Annotated in this window: 21 protein-coding genes; 16 read left to right on the forward strand and 5 right to left on the reverse strand. The window is 43.4% G+C overall.

Annotation, left to right across the window (positions count from 1 at the left end; translation table 11 throughout):
- Window positions 1-134 precede the first annotated feature (134 nt).
- Window positions 135-1,247, reverse strand: a complete 1,113-nt coding sequence (locus tag HWQ47_RS14880) for a diguanylate cyclase (protein ID WP_269966871.1) — start codon at window positions 1,245-1,247, stop codon at window positions 135-137.
- A gap of 98 nt (window positions 1,248-1,345) precedes the next feature.
- Entirely contained in the window at window positions 1,346-1,762 is a 417-nt protein-coding gene (locus HWQ47_RS14885; RefSeq protein ID WP_269966872.1) for a CBS domain-containing protein, read from the reverse strand.
- 400 nt (window positions 1,763-2,162) lie between these two features.
- On the opposite strand from HWQ47_RS14885, the gene hyaA reads away from it, so the two are divergent.
- The 12 genes from hyaA (at window position 2,163) to HWQ47_RS14945 (ending at window position 14,440) form a co-directional block, all read left to right on the forward strand.
- Window positions 2,163-3,299, forward strand: coding sequence for a nickel-dependent hydrogenase small subunit (hyaA, locus tag HWQ47_RS14890; RefSeq protein ID WP_269966873.1), 1,137 nt, complete (start codon window positions 2,163-2,165; stop codon window positions 3,297-3,299).
- A gap of 3 nt (window positions 3,300-3,302) precedes the next feature.
- On the forward strand, window positions 3,303-5,006 hold the full coding sequence (hyaB, locus tag HWQ47_RS14895) for a nickel-dependent hydrogenase large subunit (RefSeq protein WP_269966874.1): 1,704 nt from the start codon (window positions 3,303-3,305) through the stop codon (window positions 5,004-5,006).
- Between the two features lie 21 nt (window positions 5,007-5,027).
- Window positions 5,028-5,690, forward strand: a complete 663-nt coding sequence (gene cybH, locus HWQ47_RS14900) for a Ni/Fe-hydrogenase, b-type cytochrome subunit (RefSeq protein WP_269966875.1) — start codon at window positions 5,028-5,030, stop codon at window positions 5,688-5,690.
- A gap of 147 nt (window positions 5,691-5,837) precedes the next feature.
- Entirely contained in the window at window positions 5,838-6,398 is a 561-nt protein-coding gene (locus tag HWQ47_RS14905; protein WP_269966876.1) for a HyaD/HybD family hydrogenase maturation endopeptidase, read from the forward strand.
- Entirely contained in the window at window positions 6,395-8,155 is a 1,761-nt protein-coding gene (locus HWQ47_RS14910) for a Kae1-like domain-containing protein (RefSeq protein WP_269966877.1), read from the forward strand. The genes HWQ47_RS14905 and HWQ47_RS14910 overlap by 4 nt, the downstream gene beginning before the upstream one ends.
- 17 nt (window positions 8,156-8,172) lie before the next feature.
- A complete protein-coding gene (gene hypF, locus HWQ47_RS14915; protein ID WP_442802052.1) occupies window positions 8,173-10,581 on the forward strand; it encodes a carbamoyltransferase HypF in 2,409 nt (802 codons plus the stop codon).
- A 93-nt stretch (window positions 10,582-10,674) separates the two neighbouring features.
- Complete coding sequence (gene hypB / locus HWQ47_RS14920; RefSeq protein WP_269966879.1) at window positions 10,675-11,433, forward strand: hydrogenase nickel incorporation protein HypB; 759 nt, start codon at window positions 10,675-10,677, stop codon at window positions 11,431-11,433.
- Between the two features lie 2 nt (window positions 11,434-11,435).
- Window positions 11,436-11,675 (forward strand): HypC/HybG/HupF family hydrogenase formation chaperone, encoded by a 240-nt coding sequence (locus tag HWQ47_RS14925; RefSeq protein WP_269966880.1) that lies wholly within the window; start codon window positions 11,436-11,438, stop codon window positions 11,673-11,675.
- Between the two features lie 4 nt (window positions 11,676-11,679).
- Window positions 11,680-12,798, forward strand: coding sequence for a hydrogenase formation protein HypD (hypD, locus tag HWQ47_RS14930; protein WP_269966881.1), 1,119 nt, complete (start codon window positions 11,680-11,682; stop codon window positions 12,796-12,798).
- Entirely contained in the window at window positions 12,798-13,826 is a 1,029-nt protein-coding gene (gene hypE / locus HWQ47_RS14935) for a hydrogenase expression/formation protein HypE (RefSeq protein ID WP_269966882.1), read from the forward strand. Before hypD ends, hypE begins: the two co-directional genes overlap by 1 nt.
- Before the next feature lie 39 nt (window positions 13,827-13,865).
- A complete protein-coding gene (hypA, locus tag HWQ47_RS14940; protein WP_269966883.1) occupies window positions 13,866-14,213 on the forward strand; it encodes a hydrogenase/urease nickel incorporation protein HypA in 348 nt (115 codons plus the stop codon).
- A gap of 59 nt (window positions 14,214-14,272) precedes the next feature.
- Window positions 14,273-14,440, forward strand: a complete 168-nt coding sequence (locus tag HWQ47_RS14945) for a hypothetical protein (protein ID WP_269966884.1) — start codon at window positions 14,273-14,275, stop codon at window positions 14,438-14,440.
- Between the two features lie 78 nt (window positions 14,441-14,518).
- Here the strand turns inward: HWQ47_RS14945 and HWQ47_RS14950 are convergent, their stop codons facing one another.
- On the reverse strand, window positions 14,519-15,568 hold the full coding sequence (locus HWQ47_RS14950; RefSeq protein WP_269966885.1) for an isoaspartyl peptidase/L-asparaginase family protein: 1,050 nt from the start codon (window positions 15,566-15,568) through the stop codon (window positions 14,519-14,521).
- A gap of 120 nt (window positions 15,569-15,688) precedes the next feature.
- Here HWQ47_RS14950 and HWQ47_RS14955 point away from each other — a divergent pair, with 120 nt between their 5' ends.
- Both HWQ47_RS14955 and tamB read left to right on the forward strand, forming a co-directional pair.
- Window positions 15,689-17,542 carry an autotransporter assembly complex protein TamA gene (locus HWQ47_RS14955; RefSeq protein WP_269971756.1) on the forward strand — a complete coding sequence of 618 codons (1,854 nt, stop codon included), beginning with the start codon at window positions 15,689-15,691 and terminating at the stop codon, window positions 17,540-17,542.
- Window positions 17,539-21,411, forward strand: a complete 3,873-nt coding sequence (gene tamB, locus HWQ47_RS14960) for an autotransporter assembly complex protein TamB (protein WP_269966886.1) — start codon at window positions 17,539-17,541, stop codon at window positions 21,409-21,411. Before HWQ47_RS14955 ends, tamB begins: the two co-directional genes overlap by 4 nt.
- A 78-nt stretch (window positions 21,412-21,489) precedes the next feature.
- Here tamB and fadR read toward each other — a convergent pair whose 3' ends face one another.
- The gene (gene fadR, locus HWQ47_RS14965; protein WP_269966887.1) at window positions 21,490-22,239 is read right to left on the reverse strand and encodes a fatty acid metabolism transcriptional regulator FadR; all 750 of its coding nucleotides are present in this window, start codon (window positions 22,237-22,239) and stop codon (window positions 21,490-21,492) included.
- 310 nt (window positions 22,240-22,549) lie between these two features.
- Here fadR and nhaB point away from each other — a divergent pair, with 310 nt between their 5' ends.
- Both nhaB and dsbB read left to right on the forward strand, forming a co-directional pair.
- Window positions 22,550-24,148 (forward strand): sodium/proton antiporter NhaB, encoded by a 1,599-nt coding sequence (gene nhaB / locus HWQ47_RS14970; RefSeq protein ID WP_269966888.1) that lies wholly within the window; start codon window positions 22,550-22,552, stop codon window positions 24,146-24,148.
- A 104-nt stretch (window positions 24,149-24,252) separates the two neighbouring features.
- Window positions 24,253-24,762: a disulfide bond formation protein DsbB gene (gene dsbB, locus HWQ47_RS14975; RefSeq protein WP_269966889.1), complete on the forward strand. Its 510-nt coding sequence runs from the start codon at window positions 24,253-24,255 to the stop codon at window positions 24,760-24,762.
- A 66-nt stretch (window positions 24,763-24,828) separates the two neighbouring features.
- Here the strand turns inward: dsbB and HWQ47_RS14980 are convergent, their stop codons facing one another.
- Complete coding sequence (locus HWQ47_RS14980; protein ID WP_269966890.1) at window positions 24,829-25,581, reverse strand: Nif3-like dinuclear metal center hexameric protein; 753 nt, start codon at window positions 25,579-25,581, stop codon at window positions 24,829-24,831.
- Between the last annotated feature and the right edge of the window lie 62 nt (window positions 25,582-25,643).

Here is a 25,643-nt window from a genome sequence, read left to right on the forward strand (position 1 = left end):
CATTTCTAGGTTCAAAAAAGGGATCCTAGCAAGGAACTGGCGTTATTGGTATGGGTTTATATCAATCTCACCAAATAGGTACTGAGTTCAGCGCCATTCAGGTTTTCAATTCAAGATATATTGTTAAAGAGTCGCTATGACGAGACCACGTAACAGTTACGACCACCCAGCTTTGCATCAGACAAAGCATTTTCAACTTGCTGAATAAGCGTTCGATTATTTTGCCCCTCCCAAAGCGTGATCCCAACAGAAACGGTGGCCCAGCCCCCTATAGGAGAATCAGGGTGAAGCAGTTTTGCCGCTTTTAAGCTATCTTGAACCTTCTTGGTAATTCTCACAGCAGATTCTAGCCCGGTATCAGGAAGTAATATTGCAAACTCTTCTCCACCATATCTGGCAAGCATATCATCAGGTCTATGGATGCATGTTTGCAATATGTTGGCAATATCAATCAAACATAGATCCCCAGCCTGATGACCCACACTTTGGTTATAACGCTTAAAATAATCGACATCTAATAAGATCATGCTTAACGGTTTGCCACAACGTTTGGCACGCTTAATCTCAATATTTAGCCTGTCATCAAGATGCTTACGGTTACTAACTCCAGTTAAACCGTCTCTCATCGCAAGATTGTCTAATTTCGACATTAATAAACAATTCTCATGCTGACTCGCAAGGCCATCATAAAAATATTTTGCGAAACACACACGACATCGATTCAAGACGAAACTGATAATCAGGTAGGTGACAACAAACATGAGAGTGTCATCTCTGTTTATATAAAGGTGCATGGTCACCATAGACAAGCTCAAAAACAATAAAGCACTGTAAAAAAAACGACTGCTGGGGTAAAAACAGGTCAGGACTGCAAGCAATAATGTATAGGCAATAAAATCAACATAAGACCAGAAGCTATCATCTATGGAAATCAAGCCCAGCATAAGAAATAACCAAGCCAGTAAGATAAAGAAAACATTAACGTAAGCGAGCTTTAAGTCATCATGGTTAAATAACTTGAGTATAATCCGAAGATAAGACACCACAAAAACGACACTGCTAGTGCCAAAAATGATCATGAGATAGTCTTTACTTGAAATGGAATCGATTTTAAGAGTGCTGATAACCGCAATAAAAACAAAGAAGATACATGAGAAGTTAACAAACCAGCCAAAACCACGCACTATCTCAGCGTTAGCGTGTTCGATTAATGCTTCATTAAGACGTATCACTTCTCTTGGTTTCATAGAAGAAAAGCATAGTCCAAGGGAGTGAGAAGTAAAGCGACCTCAGCTTCAGACTAATGCCCATTACATCCTAGGCTACCAGAAGTGAGCAATACCTTTTATACAGGTGTCAAGTAACATTGCTGCATGTAGATGTTAATCGCATTAAGCACATCAGTACGATTAATAGTACCGATAACTCTGCCCTCTTCAACCACAGGATAGACCTTAGGTTTGGGGCCTAACATCTGTTCAGCCAATTTTAAAATACTGTCTTCTGGTGATACCCAAAGCACATCAGTTCGCATGCAGTCACTTACGGTGGCCACTAGATCACAGTGGTAACTACTCTTAAGCATCACTGACATGCAATCTTGCTGGGACAGAAAACCAATCAAATGTCCTTTGTCATCCACCACTGGAGCACCGAGTTTCTTTCTTTCTAATAAAGCATCTACGGCGGCAGCCATGGTCATATCAGCGGTCAGTAATACAGGGTGACGATCCATATGATTGCTAATTTTTATAGAATCCATAATATTCTCCGACAAAAATAGTTAACCCAGTCTACCTAACCTATTCAATATGTGAACGCAAAACAACCGATAGCCTCAATCTAAAATTATTTTCACGAGAAATCTCAAGTTACCTTTAACACTTCCTAGCACCAAAAATGATGAATCACACTGATTTTATTATAAAAATAAATAAATCTAACAATTTTGTGAACTCATCCAATTTTAATTGTTATTTCGAGACATTTTGACCCATGCATTAGCAATATATTGATCTAGTTCATGTTGTGATCAGCAGCCTTCACCTTTCATATACAAGCTTGATAAAATTTGATCTAGATCAAATTTCTTGGATTTATTAGGCATAGACTAGCTAAAATCAAAAAATCATTGACAAACACAAATACAACAAAGGTATAACATGGACACACATGCGGACCTGTATCGACAGGGACTGGCGCGTCTGGATATGCTGCGAAGACTCTCAGCACGAACTCCAAATACGCTAGCAAGCAAAATGATAGAGCATGGTATTACACGCCGTGATTTTATGAAGTGGAGCGCATCGGTTACTGCCATGCTGGCCCTTCCTCTTCCATTTAGCACTTTGGTGGCAGAAGCTGCTGAGCTTGCCGATAGAGTTCCGCTTATCTGGTTACATATGGCCGAGTGTACTGGCTGCTCTGAATCTCTCATCAGAGCTGACACCCCTAACCTTGACTCTCTGATTTTCGACCATGTATCTTTGGAATATCACGAAACCTTAATGGCAGCATCAGGCTGGCAGGCAGAAGAAAACTTAGAACATGCGATGGAGACATACAAGGGCCGTTATCTTTTAGCCGTTGAGGGAGCAATACCTACAGCTAACAATGGCAGCTTTTTAACCGTCGGTTGTAAAGGTCATACTGGACTTGAGATAGTCAAACATGCAGCAGAAGGCGCGGCGGCCATTATTTCAGTTGGCACTTGTGCAGCATTTGGTGGTGTTCAAGCCGCACACCCTAACCCAACGGGAGCAAAAGGGGTTCATGAAGTCGTAAATAAGACTGTCATCAACCTTGGAGGCTGTCCACCCAGCGAAAAAAATATCGTCGGTACCCTGATGTATTACATCATGTTTGGCAAATTGCCCGCCTTAGATATGTTTAATCGACCGAAATGGGCCTATGGCGCCCGAATTCATGATAACTGTGAAAGACGAGGCAGATTCGATGCTGGTGAGTTCGTCGAAGAATTTGGCGATCAGGGAGCGAAAGAGGGTTACTGTCTCTATAAAGTCGGCTGTAAAGGCCCCTACACCTATAACAATTGTCCTACCGAACGCTTTAACCACCATACCAGCTGGCCAGTACTTGCCGGTCATGGCTGCATGGGCTGCTCAGAACCTAACTTTTGGGATGATATGGCCGATTTTGAAAAGCCACTGGGCAGGCAACTCCTCCATGGAGTGGACGCGACAGCAGATACTGTCGGTGCCGTTATTCTTGGCGCAACCGCTGTGGGCATAGGTGCTCATGCCGTTGCCAGTATTTTTGCCAAACCTCTGGAGGAGTAATTAATGAGTCAACGTGTCGTAATCGATCCTATCACCCGTATCGAAGGTCACCTGCGTATTGAAGTTGAGGTTGATGAAAACAATACCATCACTAAAGCCTGGTCATCTTCAACCCTTTGGCGTGGAATCGAAGTTATCTTAAAAGGACGTAGCCCGATGGATGTCGGTCTTATCGTTCAACGTATTTGTGGTGTCTGTACTTACTCCCATTACCGTGCGGGAATAGAAGCAGTTGAAAATGCCCTAGGAACACAGATCCCCCTAAACGCCAAATACTTACGCTCATTAATGCAAACTTCTCTGTATATGCATGACCATATCGTGCACTTCTATCATCTCCATGGCTTAGATTGGGTCGACGTGGTGTCCGCATTAAGTGCCGATCCCGCCGCCGCCGCGGCCGAAGCAATGAAATACACAGACACGCCTATCGCTGCTGGTGAAGGCGAGTTAAGAGCCGTGCAGGAGAGAGTGAAAGGCTTTGTAGAAACAGGAAAGTTGGGACCATTTGCTAATGCTTACTGGGGAAATGGCACCTACAAGTTCACACCTGAACAAAACCTGATCGCTCTTTCTCATTACCTAAAGGCCTTGGAAGTTCAACGAGTCGCTGCCGAGATGTTGGCAATATTTGGTGGTAAGTCTCCACATCCACAATCTTTAGTGGTTGGCGGTGTGACATCCGTGCGAGACATGTTGAGCCCTGCTCGACTACAGGAATGGAAACAGAAACACGCCACTGTCACCGACTTTATCCATCGAGCCTATAAAGCCGATATCCTAATGGCCGCTGCCGCCTTCAAAAACGAGCCAAGTGTACTGGGCGGAGTCAATGTTAAAAACTTCATGTCCACCAATGATTTCGTGCTGGCTGATGGAGAGTTTATTTTCGATCAGGGCGTGATAATGGATGGCGATCTGGCCAATGTCAGCGATCTAAACCCTGACTTTATCAAGGAAGATGTAAGTCATGCCTGGTATAAAGCCGATGGCCCGCAACACCCCTATGATGGTACAACCATCCCCGATTACACCGGCTTTGTTGAACGCGAGACCGTATATGGCAAGCTGCCAACATTGGATGGTGATGGCAAATACTCTTGGGTGAAATCTCCACGTTATCAGGACGAGCCGGTAGAGGTTGGCCCTCTGGCTAGCTTGTTGGTCAGTTACGCCCGTGGCAATACCGTTGTAGTGGAATCTGTCAATGGCTTCTTAGAAGCTAGTGGCCTGCCGGTTGAAGCGCTTTTCACAACGTTAGGCCGCACTGCAGCACGCATGTTGCAAACGATAATTGTGGCCGAACAGGGATTAAAAACCTTCGATGCCATGTTAATTAATATGCAGTCTGATGAGTCAACCTATACCAAACCATACATGGATCCAGATAAAGAGTATGCAGGTCATTCAATGATTGAGGCCCCCAGAGGGATGTTAAGTCACTGGATCCGCATCAAAGGTGGATTAGTAGAAAACTATCAAGCCGTGGTGCCTACAACCTGGAACGCCGGTCCCGTTGATGCCAATGGCAAGATAGGCCCCTATGAAGCTTCTCTCATTGGTCTGACGTTAGAAGATCCGACTAAACCATTGGAAGTCATACGCATCATTCATTCCTTCGATCCTTGCATGGCATGTTCGGTACACGTAATGGATTTCAAGGGACAAGAGTTGAGTGAGTTTCGTATTTCGCCCAACGGCCAATAACAATTTAGGGAGGGATAGCAAATGAGTCATTCTGCGACCCATACTCGAGCGTTAATTTTCAGTCCGGCGATCCGCATATTTCACTGGTTCAGGGCACTGTCGATACTGGTTCTAGTTGTCACAGGCTTTTACATCTCTTGGCCATTTTTGGTGGCTCCTGAAACAACTGATGTGCAGGTACAGAGCTATATCCGTTTCGCTCACTTAGTGTTCGGCTTCATGCTTACCGCTGTAACCTTAGTGCGTTTTTACCTGTTCTTTTTCGGTAAAAGTGACATCGAACGTCGCTCTATCAAAGATGTACTCAGTATAAAAAGTTGGATTACTCAGCTTAAGTCTTACTTGTGGAGTGGACATCTACATAAAGCAGGAATATATGGTCCGCTGCAGTTTGTCACTTATGCGGCGATATCCTTTGCAGCCCTCTTTATCTGTATTACAGGCTTAGTCCTGTACGCCAATGTTTATCACTTAGGCATGGGGGGCATGATGTGGGAGCCTGCTGCTTGGATAACGGCGCAGATGGGAGGATTAGCTCAGGTAAGAATTTGGCATCATTACCTCACTTGGGTATTTGTCATCTTTACCTTGATACATGTTTATATGGCTGTCTGGTCAGGGATCCGTTTTAAACATAACTCGGTGGACTCGATTGTATCGGGTTATGACTACCACAAAGAGTAGTCGTTGGCTGGGTAAATAAATGATCAAGGTACATCGATTATTCGGTGTACCTTTTCCCATTTTTGAAGAACAAGAAAAATCTATCGATACCGCTTATTAAAGCGAATCCTGTTCGGCAAAAAATTTACAGTTAAAGGCATAATTTGAATGAAAATATTGTTACTCGGAATAGGCAACGTCTTGTTCGCCGATGAAGGCATTGGCGTCCACTTTGTCAATTACATCGAGGATAATTATCAATTTAGTCACAGTAAACACCAACTCGACATTACTGATGGCGGTACATTAGCCCAAGGGCTTATCCCCACCATCTGTCAATACGACTATATGATTGTGGTTGATACCGTTAATGCCAGTGGCGTCAAACCTGGGGAGGTCTATTTTTTCGATTTCGATAAGGCACCGACAGAGATAGATTGGCAAGGAAGTGCCCATGAAGTAGAAATGCTGCAAACTTTAAATATGATGGATATGGTGGGTGATAGACCAAAGACCTTCATCTTAGGTGTTACTCCCACAGTGCTTGAGCCTATGATACTTGGGATAACAGCAAGCATCGAAAAAGCGATCCCCTTAATGGAGCAGACCTTAATATCTCATCTAGAACAACTCAATTTTGAATGTAAACGTATCAATAACATCAGCATTCATGACCTGATCCCTGGTTCTTACAAACGCGGTGTTCTATACACTGAGAGCTTAATATGAGAAATATTCGATTTGAATTCACCTGCTCCAGACCCGTACCTCTGTATGCTCACCTTTGCAATCAATACCTGAAAAGCCATGAATTAGAGATCACTGTAGGGCTTAGCAAGTTCACTTATTTTATTGAAGCAAGAGGCGATCTTAAATCTTTAGGCCAACTTGCCGATCAAATTGCTCAAGATTTCCTACTTTCAGTTTGGCTAACAGAGTCAACCATCTTATTGATTGATAGCCCCATGGGAAGTAGAGCACCACTTATTGGAAATATTGCTGATGGTGAATTTTGTCAGGAGTGCGTGCCGCTATTTGGCGATAACCAGTCATCGCAGTTTGGTGATATCTCTCTACGATGCGATTACTGCCAGGGCCAATCTCGCTTGCCAGAGGAATATATTGGTCTCTCTTATGCTGATATATCCAACCTGAGTGACACCTTGATTTCCCACAAGCAAGTGACTTTGCCGGGTACTCCTGCAATCAGTCTCAGTCTCAGCCCACAAGCCAACACTTGCCGGGATCACCTGCTAATCTGTAATCCAAATAGTTTGAATGCCTTATTTCACCTGCAGGAACACCATGTGCTGGCCCTGTCTAGCATAGAGAAGCCTTGGATCACAGCCCGTCCGGTAAGCGATCACTCAACGTTAACCGCGCCTCTATATAACCTACGCTTTGCCCACAATCGGTTATTAATCGTGATCTGTGAAAAACTAAGACAAAGAGGGATCACTTGGGTTTATTTCAATTCAGAAAACTTAGAAGCCCCACTCGCTTGGGTTGAATCTGCCTGGTGTCAACTCAAAACAGCTAGCCAAAACAAACCAGTATATCTCCCCTTTACGGATATGGCAGAACCTCTGCATGATAAGGCCTGTTATCTTGGTACGACTGCCAACTGGGATAAGGGCCGAATAAACTGCGCCACTACCCCAAGTACCACAGACAGTGAAGTCACGACGATAGATCGACAAGATGCTGCTACCTGTGCCCTTCTGGCTGGAAACCTTGAATACAATGAACAGAAAAATAGCGCCGTCCTCTATTTCAGCAGATGCAATAGCAGCCAAATAGTGACCTTGGATGGCAAACGAAATCTTGAGTTATTTTTCTCTTTTCCAGAACTTCCTAGCACAGGCTACGATATATATTATCATTTAGAACAGAGCCCTCAGCGCCAAGTTATTGAGAAGTTTAAACATAACTTCCCGCAGGATTATATGCGCCTGCTGGATCTTAATTTGGCTAAACCAACTGATAATTTACACACCCTCTGGGCCATCGCGGCCATCATTCTTGGGCTCCCCGCTAAAGACCTGTCAAAAAAATCGCTCTCAGATGCATTGATCAGCTCCGCCATGGCTCACCGTGGTGCTAACTCCCCCCGAATAGATTATCCCTTAACGCGTGGAGAAGCACACCGAAGCTTAAACTGGTGTAAAACATTGGGATCCCTGATTAGCTTTCGCCTTGCCGATGACAAAGATCATCATAAGCTGGCATATGCCATGCATGATTCACTTGCAGACTTCATCGCTAACTGGATCGAACATTTAGATCAAAACATAGGGATCGGCAGCGTCATTCTTGCTGGTGATGAATTTGCGGATCAGGTACTAAGTCAGCGGATCTCGCTCCGGTTGGGCAAAAACTTTGCTCTTAAAGTAAATAGACAACTCGACATTGATGGAAATAATTTAGCCATCGGCGGCTTATATCTCAAAAAAAGACGATTAAGCCCACAAGGTGCTAACAGGTGACCTTAAATACTGCGTCTATGAATATTAACTTGGCAGAAGATATGATCAGAATCTCGCTAGTGGTGACGGGCATAGTCCAAGGGGTTGGTTTCAGACCCTTTGTTTACCGTCACGCCACCGAGCGAAACTTGACCGGTTTTGTGCTGAATAATAATCAGGGTGTGACCATAGAAGTTCAAGGGGTCTCCGCTAATGTCAGTGACTTTATCCACCAATTTAGTGAACCTCCGCCGCTTGCACGCATCGACTCAATAAAGCAAGGGCAACTTGCTAATGATAACCAATGCACTCAGTTTGTTATCAAGGAGAGTTACAATCAACTCGACGCTGTAGCGGCCCTCTCTCCAGATAAGAGTACCTGCTGTGATTGCTTGGCTGAAATGAACGATCCCACCAATCGCCATTATCGCTACCCATTTGTTAACTGCACTAACTGCGGCCCAAGATACTCATTGATCAATGCCCTCCCCTATGACAGAAAATACACTTCAATGGCGCATTTTTCCATGTGTCCTGACTGCGAGCGCAGTTATCAAGATCCCATGGACAGACGGTATCATGCTCAGCCTATTAGCTGTCCTCACTGCGGACCACAATTGCGCTTCCAGTCCAATCAGGGAGTGGCATTATTTGATGAAAATCTGGCATTAGAGCATGCCGCAAAACGACTATTAAATGGCGATATTCTAGCCATTAAAGGCTTGGGTGGATTTCATCTTGTTTGTGACGCCACCAATGACAACACAGTGCGTCGCTTGCGAGAGCGAAAAAAGCGTCCTAGTAAACCGCTAGCCGTGATGATGCCAGGCATAGAGATGGCAAAAATGTGGGTAACAGGTACGAAATTTGAGTGGACACAGTTAGCTAAAATAGAGCGTCCCATCGTCTTGATGAACAAAGCTGACGATATCGACAGTTCCCAGACTCTTATATTGAGCTCCTCAATCGCACCGGACATAGACAAACTGGGGGTGTTTTTACCCTATACTCCCGTTCACCAGCAACTCTTGGATTTGGTTAATCGTCCTCTGGTGGCCACCAGTGCCAACCGCTCAGGAGAGCCCATTATCTGTGATTTAGGTGAGATACAGGCACAGCTTTCTGGTGTCTTCGATGGCATACTTGATCACAACCGCCCCATACTCAATGCCTGTGACGACAGTGTCATTCAGTGCATCGGCAACGAAGTGCAGATCCTGCGTCTTGCACGAGGTTATGCTCCCTTTAGCATCTTATCTCCTTATACCTTACCATCCCATATGCTGGCGGTCGGCGCACAGCAAAAAAACAGCATCGCCTTAGCTTTTGCTAACCAACTTGTGCTTAGCCCACATATTGGCGATCTATTTTCGGTGGAAGCAGAGCAATACTTTACCCATACGTTAGCGACATTTGAACGCCTCTATCGCTTTAAACCTAGATTTATTTGTCGTGATCTCCATCTTGACTATGCGCCCTCTAAATGGACTCAAGCCTGCTGTGAGCAAGATGCTGGTTTAACGCAAATACCAGTACAACATCACTATGCCCATATTTTAAGTGTGATGGCGACCAATCAATATACCGATAGAGTATTAGGTTTCAGCTTCGATGGTACAGGACTCGGTACCGATGGAACTCTGTGGGGCGGTGAGGCCATGATTGCTGATATCAAAGGGTTTACCCGAGTTTGCCACCTTAAAACCTTCCGTTTAATTGGTGGTGAACAAGCCATTAAGGATCCTAAACGCATTCTGCTGGCGCTGTTATTCCAACAATATTCACTTAAGCAAGTGTTGGCTCTGCCACTAAACATCATAAAAAATTGTGATCCAAACTTAATTAACAACTTACACAAAATATGGTCAAGTGGCCGCTCCTCTATTGAGTGCTCCTCCATGGGACGTTTATTTGATGCCGTCGCCATCTTGCTTGATTTGATTGAAACCAATCAATATGAGGGGCAAGCGGGTATGTTACTTGAAGCTGCAGCGAATCGATTTGAAGATAAAGCAGATAGCTTACTTGAAAGCACAGCGAATCAAATTGAAGACTCACAGTTCAGCAAGCTTCATTTCACTCTGCCCATTATGGAAGGGATGTGGGATACGGATCACTTGCTTACACAACTCATCACCGCCACGACAGCAACAGAATTAACGGAACAGAGAATCGGGCTTATCGCAAAGGAATTTATGATCTGCATCAGCAATGCAGTCTGTGAATTAGCCCAAAGCTATCCCGAGAACCCCATCGTACTGAGCGGTGGCGTGTTTCAGAATCGATTTCTAAGTGAAGCATGTCATTCACAACTAGAAAAACAGCAAAACATTCGATTAGACAGTCAAAAAGTGCCGCTTAATGACGGTGGAATCGCCCTTGGGCAGCTTTGGTTTGGGCTACATCAAACTGATGAAGGCTTAACTAAAACATCTCAATTAAATTGACAATGAATACTGAGTTACCCTGATAAACATCAAAGAAACTTAATTAGAATTACACCATATTAAACAGATTAGATTGAATAATGGAGTACTACCATGTGTAAAGATTGCGGTTGTTCATTGACTCGTCCCTCCCACAAAAATAGCGGACATGCCCATGAGCATAATACTCACAGCGAACTACATAGTAACCCGCAACTCAATGATAAAAAGACCTTGTCGGTGATCCATAAAATTTTAGATAAGAATGATGTCGAAGCGGGACATAATCGCGCGCATTTTAATGCCCACGGAGTGACTGCATTTAATATGATGAGTAGTCCAGGCAGTGGCAAGACCACATTATTAGAGCACCTTCACGAATACACCGAACTGAACTACGCGGTAATCGAAGGCGATCTTGAAACTTCACGGGATGCAGACAGGCTGAAAGCTAAAGGGATCGATGCTTATCAAATTCAAACGGGATCAGCCTGCCACCTCGATGCATTTATGGTCCACGGCGCCCTACACCATATTAAGCTCGATAATCTGGACATCTGTTTTGTAGAAAATGTCGGTAACTTGGTCTGCCCCGCCTCCTATGACGTTGGCACTCATCTTAATATTGTGCTGGTCTCTATTCCTGAAGGCGATGACAAGGTTGAGAAATACCCGGTGATGTTTCGCAGGGCAGATCTAATTTTGATCACCAAATGCGACCTGTTAGCTCACTTTGATTTCAGCATTGAAGAGGCGAAGACACAGATCAGCAAACTCAACCCCAATGTCGATGTCATCGAGATTTCAGTTAAAGATCCAGATTCTATGTCGCAGCTTGCTAATTGGCTGAAAGCTCATCAAAGAGGAGTTTAAGCATGTGTCTCTCTATTCCCTCAGAAGTTGTTGAAGTTCATGAAGATGAACAAAGTGTGACCGTGGACACCATGGGAGTCAGACGAAAAGTCAGCGCTCATTTGATTCAAGAACCGCTTGAGATTGGTGATTATGTACTCATCCATATCGGATTTGTTATGAATAAGATAGATAAGGAAGATGCACTAGACAGCATCAACCTCTATCGAGAGATAGTCGAGAAAATGGCGGCTTCGGAGTAATAGGATGCTAGCGTTAAAATCACTATATCAAGGATTCAGGGATCCTCAGACCTTAGCTAAATTAGCAAAACTGATTGCTGATGAAGCCACACTCTGCTCTGAACCTATCAAGATAATGGAGGTCTGTGGCGGCCACACTCATACCATTATGAAATATGGATTAAATCAGTTACTACCTGATAATATTGAATTTATTCATGGTCCTGGTTGTCCAGTTTGTATCATACCCAAGGAGCGCATCGATCATGCAGCGCTGCTTGCCAGCCAACCTAATGTCATACTCGTTACCTTAGGGGATATGATCCGAGTTCCAGGCTCAAAAGGCAGTTTGGCTGAATTCCGATCTAAAGGCTACGACATTCGGCCTATCTACGATCCTCTCGATACACTCAAAATAGCTCTCGAGAATCCAGATAAGACCGTCATCTTCTTTGCCATAGGTTTTGAAACCTCGACACCTATGACAGCGGTGTTACTTGAGTTGGCCGAAATAAGAGGGTTTGCTAACCTATTATTCTACATCAATCATGTGCTGGTGCCCCCAGCTATAGATGCCGTAATGGCAGATCCAGATGTTCAGGTAAATGCCTTTATCGGACCAGCCCATGTCAGTGTCATAAGTGGTGCTAAGATCTATCGCCCCAGCGTCGAGAAATATCACACCCCCCTTGTGGTTTCAGGTTTTGAACCCGTGGATGTAATGGAGTCAATCTTAAGGATTGTCAAACAAAAAGCACAAGGCATTGCCGAGCTAGATGTGCAATACAGCCGGGCCGTGACTGAAGAGGGGAATCTGGCTGCACAAAGTAAAATCCAAGACGCGTTTGTGATCAGAGAGTCGTTTCGATGGCGTGGACTGGGCCCTATTGCTAACTCAGCACTAAAACTAAGCGATAAATACAGCCACAGAGACGCAGAATTAATCTATCGCGATGTGTTACCAGACACAAAGATTGACGATCATAAAGCCTGCCAGTGTGGCGATGTATTACGGGGAATAACCAAACCTAAGGATTGCAAAGTCTTTGGCCGTGGCTGCACCCCACAATCTCCCTTAGGTAGCTGCATGGTCAGCTCTGAAGGGGCATGTAATGCCTATTATCGTTACAACGGAGTGTCCTGATGTCTGCTCATAACACTGCTCACAACAATAAGAAAACCGTACAACTTAGCCATGGTGGTGGTGGCAAAGAGATGAATGAGCTAATTCAAAACATCTTTTTTAAAGCATTTCAAAATCCAATACTCAGCAGCGAAGAGGATGCAGCCCTGCTTCACCTTACGGGAGAAACGGCCTTTACGACCGATTCATTTACCGTATCCCCTCTTTTTTTTGCAGGTGGAGATATAGGCAAGTTGGCCATCGCTGGTACGGTGAACGATCTGGCCATGATGGGCGCTGAGCCCCAATATTTAAGTTGCAGTTTCATTATTGAAGAGGGGTTTGAGATTTCCGCCCTCAAACAGATTGTAGCCAGCATGGCCACTGAACTTCATAAGAGTGGTACCCGTATTGTCTGCGGCGATACTAAGGTGGTACCGAAAGGTTGCGCCGATGGCTTGTTTATTAATACTTCGGGCGTTGGACGGGTCTTACGTAAAGGAATATCGGTAAAAAATATTCAAGCAGGCGATGCCATCATAGTCTCCAGAGACATCGGTCGACATGGCGCAGCCATTCTAATGGCAAGAGAGTCTTTGGCTCTGGAATCAGATCTCACCAGTGACTGCACTAACTTATGGCCGGTAATCGAGCAGTTAATCGCAGCGAATGTCGAGATCCACGCCATGCGTGACGCAACCCGTGGCGGCTTAGCTGCGGTGTTAAATGAGTGGGCAACGGCGTCCAATGTGGGAATAGATATTCAGGAGAGTGATATTCCCATCAGTGATGAGGTCAAAGGCTTATGCGAGCTCTATGGCTTCGAAGCTCACGATCTTGCCAACGAAGGGACTTTCATCATTGCCCTCCCCCAAGCTCTTGCCGCTGGTGCAATAGAGATAATGCAACGCTACGGCCACTGTGAACAAGCCGCCATCATAGGTACTGTCACTCAAGCACACCAAGGCAAAGTTGTGATGACCACCCCATGGGGAAGTCGCCGTTATCTGGATCTCCCTCAGGGTGAACTGTTGCCGAGGATCTGCTGATGACAATTTGCCATTGGAGAGCTAACAGGGGCAGAAGTGATGCATGAATACTCCATTGTTTCTGCGTTAATAGAGCAGTGTGAGCAACTTGCCTTTGAGAATAAGGCAAACAAAATCACAAGAGTAGCAATCAAGATAGGGGTGATGAGCGGTGTTGAACCTTCACTGCTAAGCACTGCTTTTGATACGTTTAAATTAGGTGGGATATGTCAGCATGCTGAACTTGAGATGCAGATACAGCCGCTGGTGCTTCAATGCTATGACTGCGATGGCATCAATCAGCTTAATGAGCGGAATATTATTTGCCCCCAATGTAAGAGTAGCCATACCAAATTAATAGAGGGAGAGGAGATGCTGCTAATGCAGTTGGAACTTGAAACTGAATAAACGGAACAAAACAAAACAGAATTTATAAGCAATGTATATTTTAATAAAATGGAGTTAAAATGAGAAAGCTAACCTCTCTAATCGCACTGACTTTTATACCAAGTTTGGCTTGGGCGCACCCAGGACATGATGGCATAGGTTTGTTCCATCATATGTTTGATCTCTTACCTATTGTTGCCGTGATTATCTTAGTTGCTGGCGTCTATATCTGGAAAAGAAAACAGTAAAAAAAGGCTGGCATCGTGTCATAAACAGGATGCCAGCCATTTTATTTTAAAGGGTTAACAAGATAACTAACTATTTCATTACTTATCTCGCCAGATCATCACTTGTGCCTCTTCACCTTTCTTACGAGTCGCACGGTACATGCCTTCAGTATTGAAAGGTGTCGCGATATTGCCTCGTTGATCGATAGCAATCACACCACCGGTGCCACCAGCAGTAATAAGGCGTTGATTAATCACTTCATCAGCAGCCTGAATTATCGACTTCTGTTGATACTTCACCTTAGCGCAAATATCTCCGGCTACATGATAACGAATAAAATACTCGCCATGACCTGTCGCAGATACTGCGCACACACCATTTTCGGCATAGGTGCCTGCACCAATAACAGGAGAGTCTCCGATACGACCAAAACGCTTGGCGGTCATCCCACCTGTAGAAGTCCCTGCAGCCAGGTTGCCATTTTTATCTAATGCTACTGCGCCTACGGTGCCAAATTTGTAATCGAGTTCTAAATAATCACGTCCCATTAAGTGGTTTGCCGCTTGATAGTCTTTCGCGGCCTCAGCTTTTTTTATCTTCTCTTTAGCATCGATAAGCTGCTCATAACGTTTATTGGTATCAAAATATGTGACTGGAACAAGCTCAAACCCTTGTGTCAAAGCAAACTCTTCGGCCCCTGCGCCTGATAACATAACATGAGGAGATTTTGTCATCACCGCGTTGGCTAAATTGATTGGGTTTTTAATGTGTTTAACCCCAGCCACTGCGCCTGCGTTCATGGTATTACCATCCATAATTGACGCATCCATCTCATGCTGACCATCGAAGGTATAGACGGCCCCCACGCCAGCATTAAATAGCGGACTGTTCTCCATCACATTAATTGCCACTTGAATCGCAACAAGACTATTGCCTCCCTTCTCTAGTACTTGATACCCGGCGTTAATCGCCTGTGTCAATTTATCTCGGTAGGCTTGCTCCTGTTCTGCATTCAAGTTTGCCTTCGAAATGGTTCCTGCCCCGCCATGAATGGCAATAGAAAACGGTTTTTCATCAGCCCATGCACTCGATATATATGTGCTAAAAACAGCCAACAACAGGCTTGTTACTTTCGTTTTATTGAGCATTTGTACATCCCTTATTTTTATTTTCACTCTTTGTAACCATTTATGGACTTAATTACAATCATCAACTTGCCTGCATTCGATAATCTAGCGACAATGGTCATAGCATTCACTCGAACAAACATGAGCCAGTTCTTTTTGCAAATACGTACATTAGGTTTAAGCCTCATCCTTATCTTTAGCTTACAGTGCTCCCTTTCTGCGCAGGCCGATGACTGGCTAAAATTAAATATTAACGGCGTTTCCGGGGAGCTAAACAGAAACGTTCGGGCTCACTTAGGCCAACTTCCCAGTTCGAAAGTCCAACGCAGAGCTTATATTTTTAACGCAGAAGATAACATTTCAGCGGCACTGCACTCACTTGGTTATTATCACGGTCAGATTGAACGAGAGATCTTATCACCAGAGAAAGGCATCTGGACACTAAATCTAACCATCAAACCGGGGCCCCCAACCATCATCGAATGGGTAGATATCAACTTAGAGGGGCAAATTCTTAACGACGCCATCGTTATCAATTGGTTAAATCATCTCACTATTAAACCTGGGGATATTCTTAATGATGGTATCTATGAACAGATAAAGTCTCAGCTTGTCACGCTCGCATTAGCTCGAGGTTATTTTGACGGCAAATATATCAAGTCGATGATCACTGTCAATCGCGATTTGAACACGGCACGGATAACATTACATTACGATTCAGGTCAGCGCTACCGAATAGGCGAAGTCAGTTTTGAAGGGCAAACATTAAACAATGACTTGATGCAGTCCTTGATCCCCTTTCAGATAGATAGTCCATATAGTACAGCAAATTTAGCTTCTTTGAATCGAGAGCTATTAGATACAGGGTACTTTTCAAATATAAAAGTACTGCCAATGGTCGACAAATCTGTTGATTTAGATGTGCCGATCAAAGTCGAACTCAGTCCTAAACCTAGCCACTCCATAGAATTCGGTCTGGGTGTAGACATAGGCAATACCACAGACAAAAGCATTGAACCTAGAGTCAGGCTTACTTGGCGAACCCCACAGATCAATCGTTTTGGGCAATCACAAGAAACCAGCTTAGAGTGGGCCCCCGACAAGCCTAAGTTTTTGACCACTTATACGATACCGTTAACTCATCCGCTTGATGATCAATTGAAAATCCGTGTCGGCATCTTAAGAGATAAATATGGTGTCACTCAAGTTTATGACCCTAAAGATAAGAGTTTCAAAAATACAGGAGAGTTGGACGCAAATAAACTTCTCATCGGGGTCATTCGCCAACAAAAGTTGGACAACCAATGGCTACTCAGCTACTCGCTCGAAGCAACTCGCGAGTATTACACTCAATCAGAGGTTGATTATGATCCCACATTTGTCCTTTTTGGTAGCAGCATATCCAAAACAGTTCGAAGTGATAATAGTTTAGATCCCAAATCTGGATATTTTCAGCACTACAGTCTGCAATATGCCGATCCCGCTTTAGGCTCTTCAGTTCGCCTGACCCGACTTCAAACAAAATACAAATGGATAGATACGTTTTTTGAAAAGCACAGAATTGTCACCAGACTCGATTTAGGCATTAACTTAGCTGCAAATGAAGATTTAGCTTTTATCCCTCCTTCACTACGTTATTTTGCCGGAGGTGATCAGAGTATTCGAGGTTACAGTTACCATGAACTCGGTCCCTATTTAGACTATACCAGTGCGAGTGGTGAATTAACCCGACAAGTCGTCGGTGGCCGCTACCTTATGGTAGGTAGTTTCGAGTATCAATATTACTTAACCCCGCATTGGCGAGTGGCTGCTTTTGTCGATGCAGGAAATGCCTTTGATGTTAACCAAATAGAACCTATTGTATCTGTAGGTCCCGGCCTGCATTGGATCTCACCCATTGGGCCGATTAAATTAGATATTGGTATTGGATTAAAAGAAACTGATACCGTGGCTCGCCCTTGGCGTATTCACCTGACCATGGGTTCTGAATTATGAGCCAGTCTCTCAATCGAGAATCCAATACTGAACAAGAGAGTAAACCGTCAAACGGTACCATGATGCTGAAATATTGTTGGCGTCGTTTTAAAACGCTGTCTCGAATACTAATCTATATCCCCCTTAGTTTGCTGATCATTATTGCCATCTTAATTGGCACCGATTTTGGCGGCCGAATCACCGTATTCTTGGCCAGTACTTTTGTACCTGATCTGGATATTACCTACGTCAGCGGAACAATAAACAGTCAGCTCGAAGTCAAAGATGCCCATTGGCAGATGGATGGGATAAGGGTTGATATCAAAGAGCTAAAACTTCAATGGCTGCCAATGTGCCTATTAAAAAAGCAACTTTGCGTCGATAAACTTATCGCATCTAACATCTTAGTCGAAATAGACACTGATAAATTAGCTGAAGATGACACGCTTGAATCAAAGATAGCCCTTGAGCAATCTCCCTCTATCGCCATGGACAGTAAAGATGATGATTATCAGGAGATCCAACTCCCTTTTGGCATCGATCTACAACATGCCAATCTGGCTGGAGTTAAAGTCAGGGTTGATGATATGCACTTTAATGCCGATCGCTTGCAAACTCAGGCACAATGGCAACAAACGGGGATTAGAGTCAGCTATCTTTATAGTCAAGGACTATTCGTTTCCATTCCTATAGACACAAAAACCAAAGCAAACTCCACGACTAAACACAAAGACGGCGAATGGGCTATGGCTCACCTTCCAGAAGTGTTTATACCTATTCCTGTTTTTGTCTCCGATGCTCAGTTAAGTGATAGCCTACTCAAACTCGGTAACCGGGAGGACACATTTAAACAAATTAACCTCCAAGCCAGCTACCATAGCTTTCTAATACATGTGGAAAAGCTGGAAGTCGAACACACTTATGGCAAGGTCGACTTAGATGGGGAGATCTCGCTCAAAAACGACTATCCGATGGATTTTACAGCTGCTATAGATCTAAACCATGTTAAAGAGCTGCCTGAACTTAATCCCCAAAAAGTGAGTTTAAAAACTAAAGGCGGTTTTAAAAAGTTAGCCCTTAGCGCAACGGGTTCAGGACATATTAGCTTTTCGCTTGACGGTGATATCGGTCTAGCATCCCCTGATCTTCCCTATCACCTTAAACTCAAAAGTAAACAATTGGCCTGGCCCTTAGATAACCCCGTGTATACAGGTGACTCTGTTGTGTTAGCAAGCCATGGGGACTTGAATCAGCAGTCAGTTGTATTCTCGGGACTTATCAATACACCTTACCAACCTCAATTGAATATCGACACAGCCTTTGAACACTCAGGTAGCGAAATAACGTTAAGTCATCTCAATGCCAATGGCGAAATTGGCAAACTCGTCGCTTCAGGCACAGCTAATTACGACAATAATATCACCTGGGATGCCGATATTAGCCTGACAAAGTTTAAACTGGAGCAGCTGAAACTGGAGTTAGAAAATCCACTGCCAGCAAGTCTGATCACAGGCCAACTGCATACCCAAGGAGCATTCAGGGATAATGAATGGCAAGTTGGGATCTCAAAATCAGATCTCAGTGGTGAGATCCAAGGCTATCCATTCCAACTATTAGGTGACATTTCAGTCAATAGTGAATTAAATCTCAGTGCCGATAACTTAACTCTCAATGCATTACAGTCCGTTTTAACCATCTCAGGTAAAGTAAAAAATATCTGGGCGGTGAATGCGCTGTTGGACGTACCAAACATTAACCTTTGGCATCCGGATGCCTCGGGGAGCATTAAGGCAAAAATCAAGGTCTCCGGAGACAGTGATCACCCTGAAATAGATTTTACAGCCAGTGTGTTAGATATTAAATTCAAACAGATAGAGCTCGAACAAACCCAAATTAAAGGGTTTTATCAACCACGAGATGCACACCAGTTTGCCCTCTCACTCAAAGCCAATAATTTAAGTTGGGATAATATTGATATCGACTCGATTACTTTTGGTACCAAAGGTAACGAGAAAGAGCAAAAAATGAGCTTGCAAACTTTTGGTGAATTGCAGCTTAATACTAAAGTATTTTCAACATTCAATCCTGACACTGAAAAGTTAGCAGCACAAATCCATACTTTAAGTTTAAACTCCCAAATTGGCCCATGGGCCCTCAAAGCCCCTTTCGAGATCACTTGGGATAATAAGAGTCAATCTGGCGTTATCAATACTTTCTGTTGGCAACATAAAGATGGCAACTTATGCCTTGACGATGTGGCTGAACTTGGCCCTAAAGGTGATGTAACCGTGAGCTTTAATGGTGATATTGGCTCACTATTAACCCCTCTCCTACCTGAAAAACTTTCTTGGGTGGCTCCTGCAACACTTAACTCTCAATTTTCATGGCAACCTAACAATAAACCAACGGGGTTTTTAACACTAAACTTTGAACCCGGCCATATCAGTCTCAATAACAATAGTCGTAACTTGGATATAGGTTACAAGCTGCTTAATCTACAAGTTCAACTAGACGAAAAAATGTTATCGACTCAGATAAAATTCGACTCCCATGATATAGCGACTTGGGAGGGACAATTAGATATCAAGGTCACTCCAGACAGAGTAATCTCAGGTTACACGAAACTGCACCAAATAAACTTAGCAGCACTATCTGAATTTATGCCACAACTGGAACGTCTTGGGGGAAAAGTCTCCAGTGAACTAACAATATCAGGCACGTTAAACAAGCCTGATATCTCCGGTGAAGTATTGTTACAGCGCGGAGAGTTGCTTATTGCAGCAAACCCTACATTACTTGAGGATATCAACCTATCACTTAAGCTTTCAGGTCAACGAGCTAAGGTTGATGGCCATTGGTTAATGGGGGAAGGCAAAGCAAATCTTAACGGTGTACTGAATTGGGGCGGTGAAGATTTTATGGGAGATATGGTATTTAACGGCAAAAATCTGGCCATTATTCAACCTCCTTTTGCACTGATTAATGTATCTCCGGATCTCAATATAAAGTTCAAGAAAGACAGCCTTAATATTCAAGGTACTCTTGATATTCCTTCTGGTAATATCAGGGTGGTTCAGCTCCCCGAAGGTGGTGTAGCCGTATCTTCCGATGTGGTATTTGAAGACAGTATCTCTTCAGGTGAAAAAGAGCTGACGCCACTAGCTTTTACGACCAACATTAAAATTAATGTTGCAGACAAACTCAAAATCAACGGAATGGGTTTAAGAGGAAGATTAACTGGAACATTAGATTTGATGAAAGAGGCACTCAACCCACCCCTTCTATATGGTGATATTCGAGTCATAGACGGTACTTATAAATTTTTGGGGCAAACTCTAGACATTAAAACCGGCGAAGTGCAGTTTATTGGTCCCTTATCTGTTCCAAATCTCAATATCGAAGCTGTTAGAAATATAAAAGATGGCGATGTGATTGCTGGAGTCAAGATCACTGGAACACCTCATAAGCCTATTGTCACTCTGTTCTCATCACCAGAAAAAGAACAAGCAGAGATCCTCTCCTACATCATAAAAGGTACGGGGTTTCGCAGTGACGATGCCGATGAAAATAGCAGCTTTATGATGGGTGCTGCATTAGCTTTAGGTAATCAACTCGACGGTGGTGTCGTTAATAACATAGGTAACTCAGCTACAGATCTTATCGAGAAAATAGGTTTTACAAATGTACAACTTGATGCCAATGACGATGGTCGAGTGGCCATCAGTGGTTTTATTGGTGAAGATTTAATGGTCAAATACGGTGTTGGGGTATTTAACCCCGGTTATGAGATAACAGTCAGGTATTATCTCTTATCTCAACTCTATCTTGAATCGGTATCGGGTACCATCGAGCAGTCACTTGATATCTACTACAATTTTGATATTGACTAACTGTAGAACAATTGATTTCCCTTATAAAAAAACCGCTATAATGCGGTTTTTTATAACGTTAAAGAAAAGATAAATAACCTATTCAGTCTCGGAAGGCTGACTGTTTTTAAATCTTTGCCACACTTTCCCGCTATTAATACCGTAACTTCGCATGAGTGCTGGAATAGCATTATGATTTTTATCTTGCGCGAGCTGCTGTAGTGCTTCATAAAACTCAAAGGCTAACTCACGCGCCTTGTCAATGCCAAAGTAATCTTCACCAACTCGACTGTAGAGACCTTTAAAACCATTTAAAATCAGTACATAAAGTGGATTTCCAGAGTTGTATGCCAAGGTATGATGAAGCTGGTAATCAAACTGAACATAAGCTTTAGGATCATTATTTAGCGAACCGATCTCCGACAATGCTTCTAAAACTTTATCAGGGTTATGACGTACAGCTCCTTTAAAGTAAATAGCACTGATATTGGTTCGAGCCGAAAGTAACTGCTCAAGTAACACTGGCTCCCCTGCCGGATTCAAGTCTGCAATAGTTTCTAATACATTTAAGCCAGAGCTTTCCCAGATATCATTTACTTTAGTTGGCTTACCATGTTGAATAGTTAACCAGCCATCTCTAGCTAAGCGCTGTAACACTTCACGCAGTGTCGTGCGCGTCACGCCTATCAGTTCTGATAATTCTCTTTCAGCAGGTAATATTGAACCAGGTGGAAATTTATCCTCCCAAATTGAACGGACAATATATTTCTCAGCAAAACTCGCAGGTCCCTTGGCTTCGATAATGTCTTTGTTCTTTACCACGGACGGAGATTTTTGGACAATTGTCATCAGGGTAGTTTTCCAAATTCAATTCACATTATATTATCGACTGATCATACCAGAGAGAGGATAAATGGAAACCTTTCTAGCTCAAAACAAACTAAGATCAAAGTGTAGAGTCACAAAACACGGAAAAATCTGACTTTATTCATTAATACGAGCGGTTTTTCTGTTGTAAGTCGACAATTTAAAATTTTTTTTAAGGTTTAGATGTCGATAGGCTATTAAAGACTAGTCTCTTTACGCTAGACTTGAGCGGTTAAAAAAATGGTGGTCAAAAATGACTAATCATAACATCTATCAATTTTGAGAGGGTGCCATGCCTGTGACTATGAGTCAGGCGTTTATTGATAACTTCTTAGGTAACTCACCTAAGTGGTTCAAAATCGCAATTTTATCATTTCTAATAATTAATCCGATTGTGTTTTATATAAATCCATTTATCGCTGGATGGTTATTAGTTATTGAATTTATTTTCACCTTAGCCATGGCATTAAAATGCTACCCACTGCAGCCAGGCGGATTGCTTGCCATCCAAGCGGTGGCAATAGGCATGACCTCCCCCAGTCAGGTTTTTCATGAGCTCGAGGCTAACCTAGAGGTTCTGCTGTTATTGGTCTTCATGGTGGCTGGCATCTATTTTATGAAGCAATTGCTACTGTTTGGCTTCACTAAGATGATCACTAAGGTTAAATCTAAAGTCGCCGTATCCATGATGTTCTGTATTGCATCGGCATTTTTATCCGCCTTTCTTGATGCATTAACCGTTATCGCGGTCATTATCGCGGTCGCAGTAGGTTTTTACTCTATCTATCATAAAGTTGCATCGGGTAAAAGTTTCACTGACGATCATGACCATACTGCCGACGGGCCGCAACAGTTATGTGAAGAGGAGTTAGAAGCCTTTCGTGGTTTCCTGCGAAACTTATTGATGCATGCTGGTGTTGGTACAGCACTTGGTGGCGTATGTACTATGGTCGGTGAGCCACAAAACCTGATCATTGCTGCTCAAGCAAACTGGCAATTTGCCGAGTTTGCAATACGCATGTCTCCGGTGACTATTCCAGTATTTTTTGCTGGCATCTTAACCTGTTTCTTAGTTGAGAAATTTAAAGTATTCGGCTACGGACAAGAGTTACCTGAAGCCGTACATAAGATCCTATCCGATTATGAAGCTCATGAGGATGCAAAACGCACTAACCATGACAAGATGAAGCTTATTGTACAAGCACTTATCGGCATTTGGTTGATTGTTGGATTAGCCCTTCACTTGGCCTCTGTGGGCCTTATCGGTCTATCTGTTATCATTCTAGCAACCGCATTCAATGGCGTAACCAACGAACATGCATTGGGTAAAGCATTTGAAGAAGCGCTACCGTTCACTGCATTGTTAGCTGTTTTCTTCGCTATTGTAGCTGTGATAATCGACCAACAGCTCTTTGCGCCGGTTATTCAGTGGGCGTTAAGCTATGAAGGTAATACTCAGTTAGTTATCTTTTATATCGCCAACGGCCTGCTCTCTATGGTCAGTGATAACGTGTTTGTCGGTACGGTTTATATCAATGAAGTCAAGGCTGCACTCTTGTCTGGACAGATCACTCGAGACCAGTTTGATCTACTTGCTGTGGCGATTAATACGGGAACCAACTTACCTTCGGTGGCAACACCAAATGGTCAAGCTGCCTTCCTGTTCTTACTCACATCAGCAATAGCACCATTGGTTCGCTTATCATACGGCCGTATGGTGTGGATGGCACTGCCATATACCATCGTATTATCGGTTGTTGGCGTATTAGCTATTCACTTAGGTGGACTTGAACAGATGACACAATACTTTTATGACACTCAAATAATTACTCATCATTCGATTAGAAATGCAGTTGAAGTAGCAACTGAAGTATCAGTGTCAGCACACTAAATAGATGAATATATTCAGTATAAACTGAACTTTATCAAATTAATAAAGTCTTAAAAGCGCCCCCACAGGGCGTTTTTTTATTCATCTTAATGGAGAACTTAGTCTTGAATCCAGTCACTCAATTTGCGCAATCACGTCTTTCCTGGCTCATATTGGCAGGAACAGCTCTGACTCTTGAACTCTGTGCTCTGTTCTTTCAGTATGTGATGAATTTAGATCCTTGTGTAATGTGTATCTATCAACGTCTAGCCATATTCGGCATTCTAGCAGCTGGATTAATCGGCATTGCTGGCCATAAATATCGGTTAGTACGGCTTCTAGCGATTATAGGTTGGGCAACAAGTGCTGTATGGGGATTAAAGCTCGCGCTAGAACTGGTCGATATGCAAACTAATCCATCGCCCTTTTCAACTTGCTCTTTCCTGCCTGAATTTCCACACTGGATGCCGCTTCATGAATGGATCCCTTCTGTGTTTATGCCCACAGGCATGTGCTCAGATATTCCATGGGAGATGTTTGGTGTCACGATGGGGCAATGGATGATAGGCGCATTCTCGGCATACTTAATCGCATTGGCAGTGTTTGCGATACCCGCTTTAGATAAAACCCACTAATTTTCAATAACCCCAGTGATAAAAACGCCCATTGGGGCGTTTTTATTATCAAATAATCGGTAAAGCCTATACCGGATTATCAATATCAACAAAGTGATGCTTTAGATTAAACTCACGAGCTAGGTGCGCACCTAATGCCTGAATACCATAACGCTCTGTTGCATGGTGCCCCGCAGCAAAATAATGAATACCGAGTTCGATAGCACTATGATAAGTTCGCTCAGATACCTCGCCACTGATGAATGCATCGACACCTAGCTCAGCAGCTATATCGATATAATCCTGCGCTCCACCCGTACACCAAGCTAGCGTTTGTATTACCTCTTCTTCATTACCGATGTGAAGTGCACTGCGATGTAATACATGATTTAGTTTTGCTGAAAAGGCTTTGCCTGTCATCGGTTTATCAAGTCGCCCTTGCCAGATTAATCCTTGTGCAACGCTCTCTACCGCTTCTGCATCGGTAATTTCAAGCTTACGAGCTAATTCTGCATTATTGCCTAACAAAGGGTGACCATCTAAAGGAAGGTGGTAACCGAATAGGTTTATATCGTTATTGAGCAAAGATTTTATTCTTCTCTGCTTCATGCCCGTGATCACTTGTGGCTCACCTTTCCAAAAGAATCCATGATGGACTAATATGGCATCGGCCTTTAATACTATAGCTCGATCAATTAAAGCCTGACACGCTGTGACCCCAGTCACAATGGTCGAGATTTCAATCCGACCTTCAACTTGAAGCCCGTTTGGAGCGTAATCTTTGTACTTGGCTATCTGTAAAAAGTCAGCAAGATACTGACTTAACTCTGTACGTGTCATGAAGCTACCCCTTGGTATTTAGTAGAAGTGTAACTCATCAACGCATAATTATTAACTATACT

This window comes from Shewanella sp. MTB7 (assembly GCF_027571385.1).
Classification (GTDB): domain Bacteria; phylum Pseudomonadota; class Gammaproteobacteria; order Enterobacterales; family Shewanellaceae; genus Shewanella.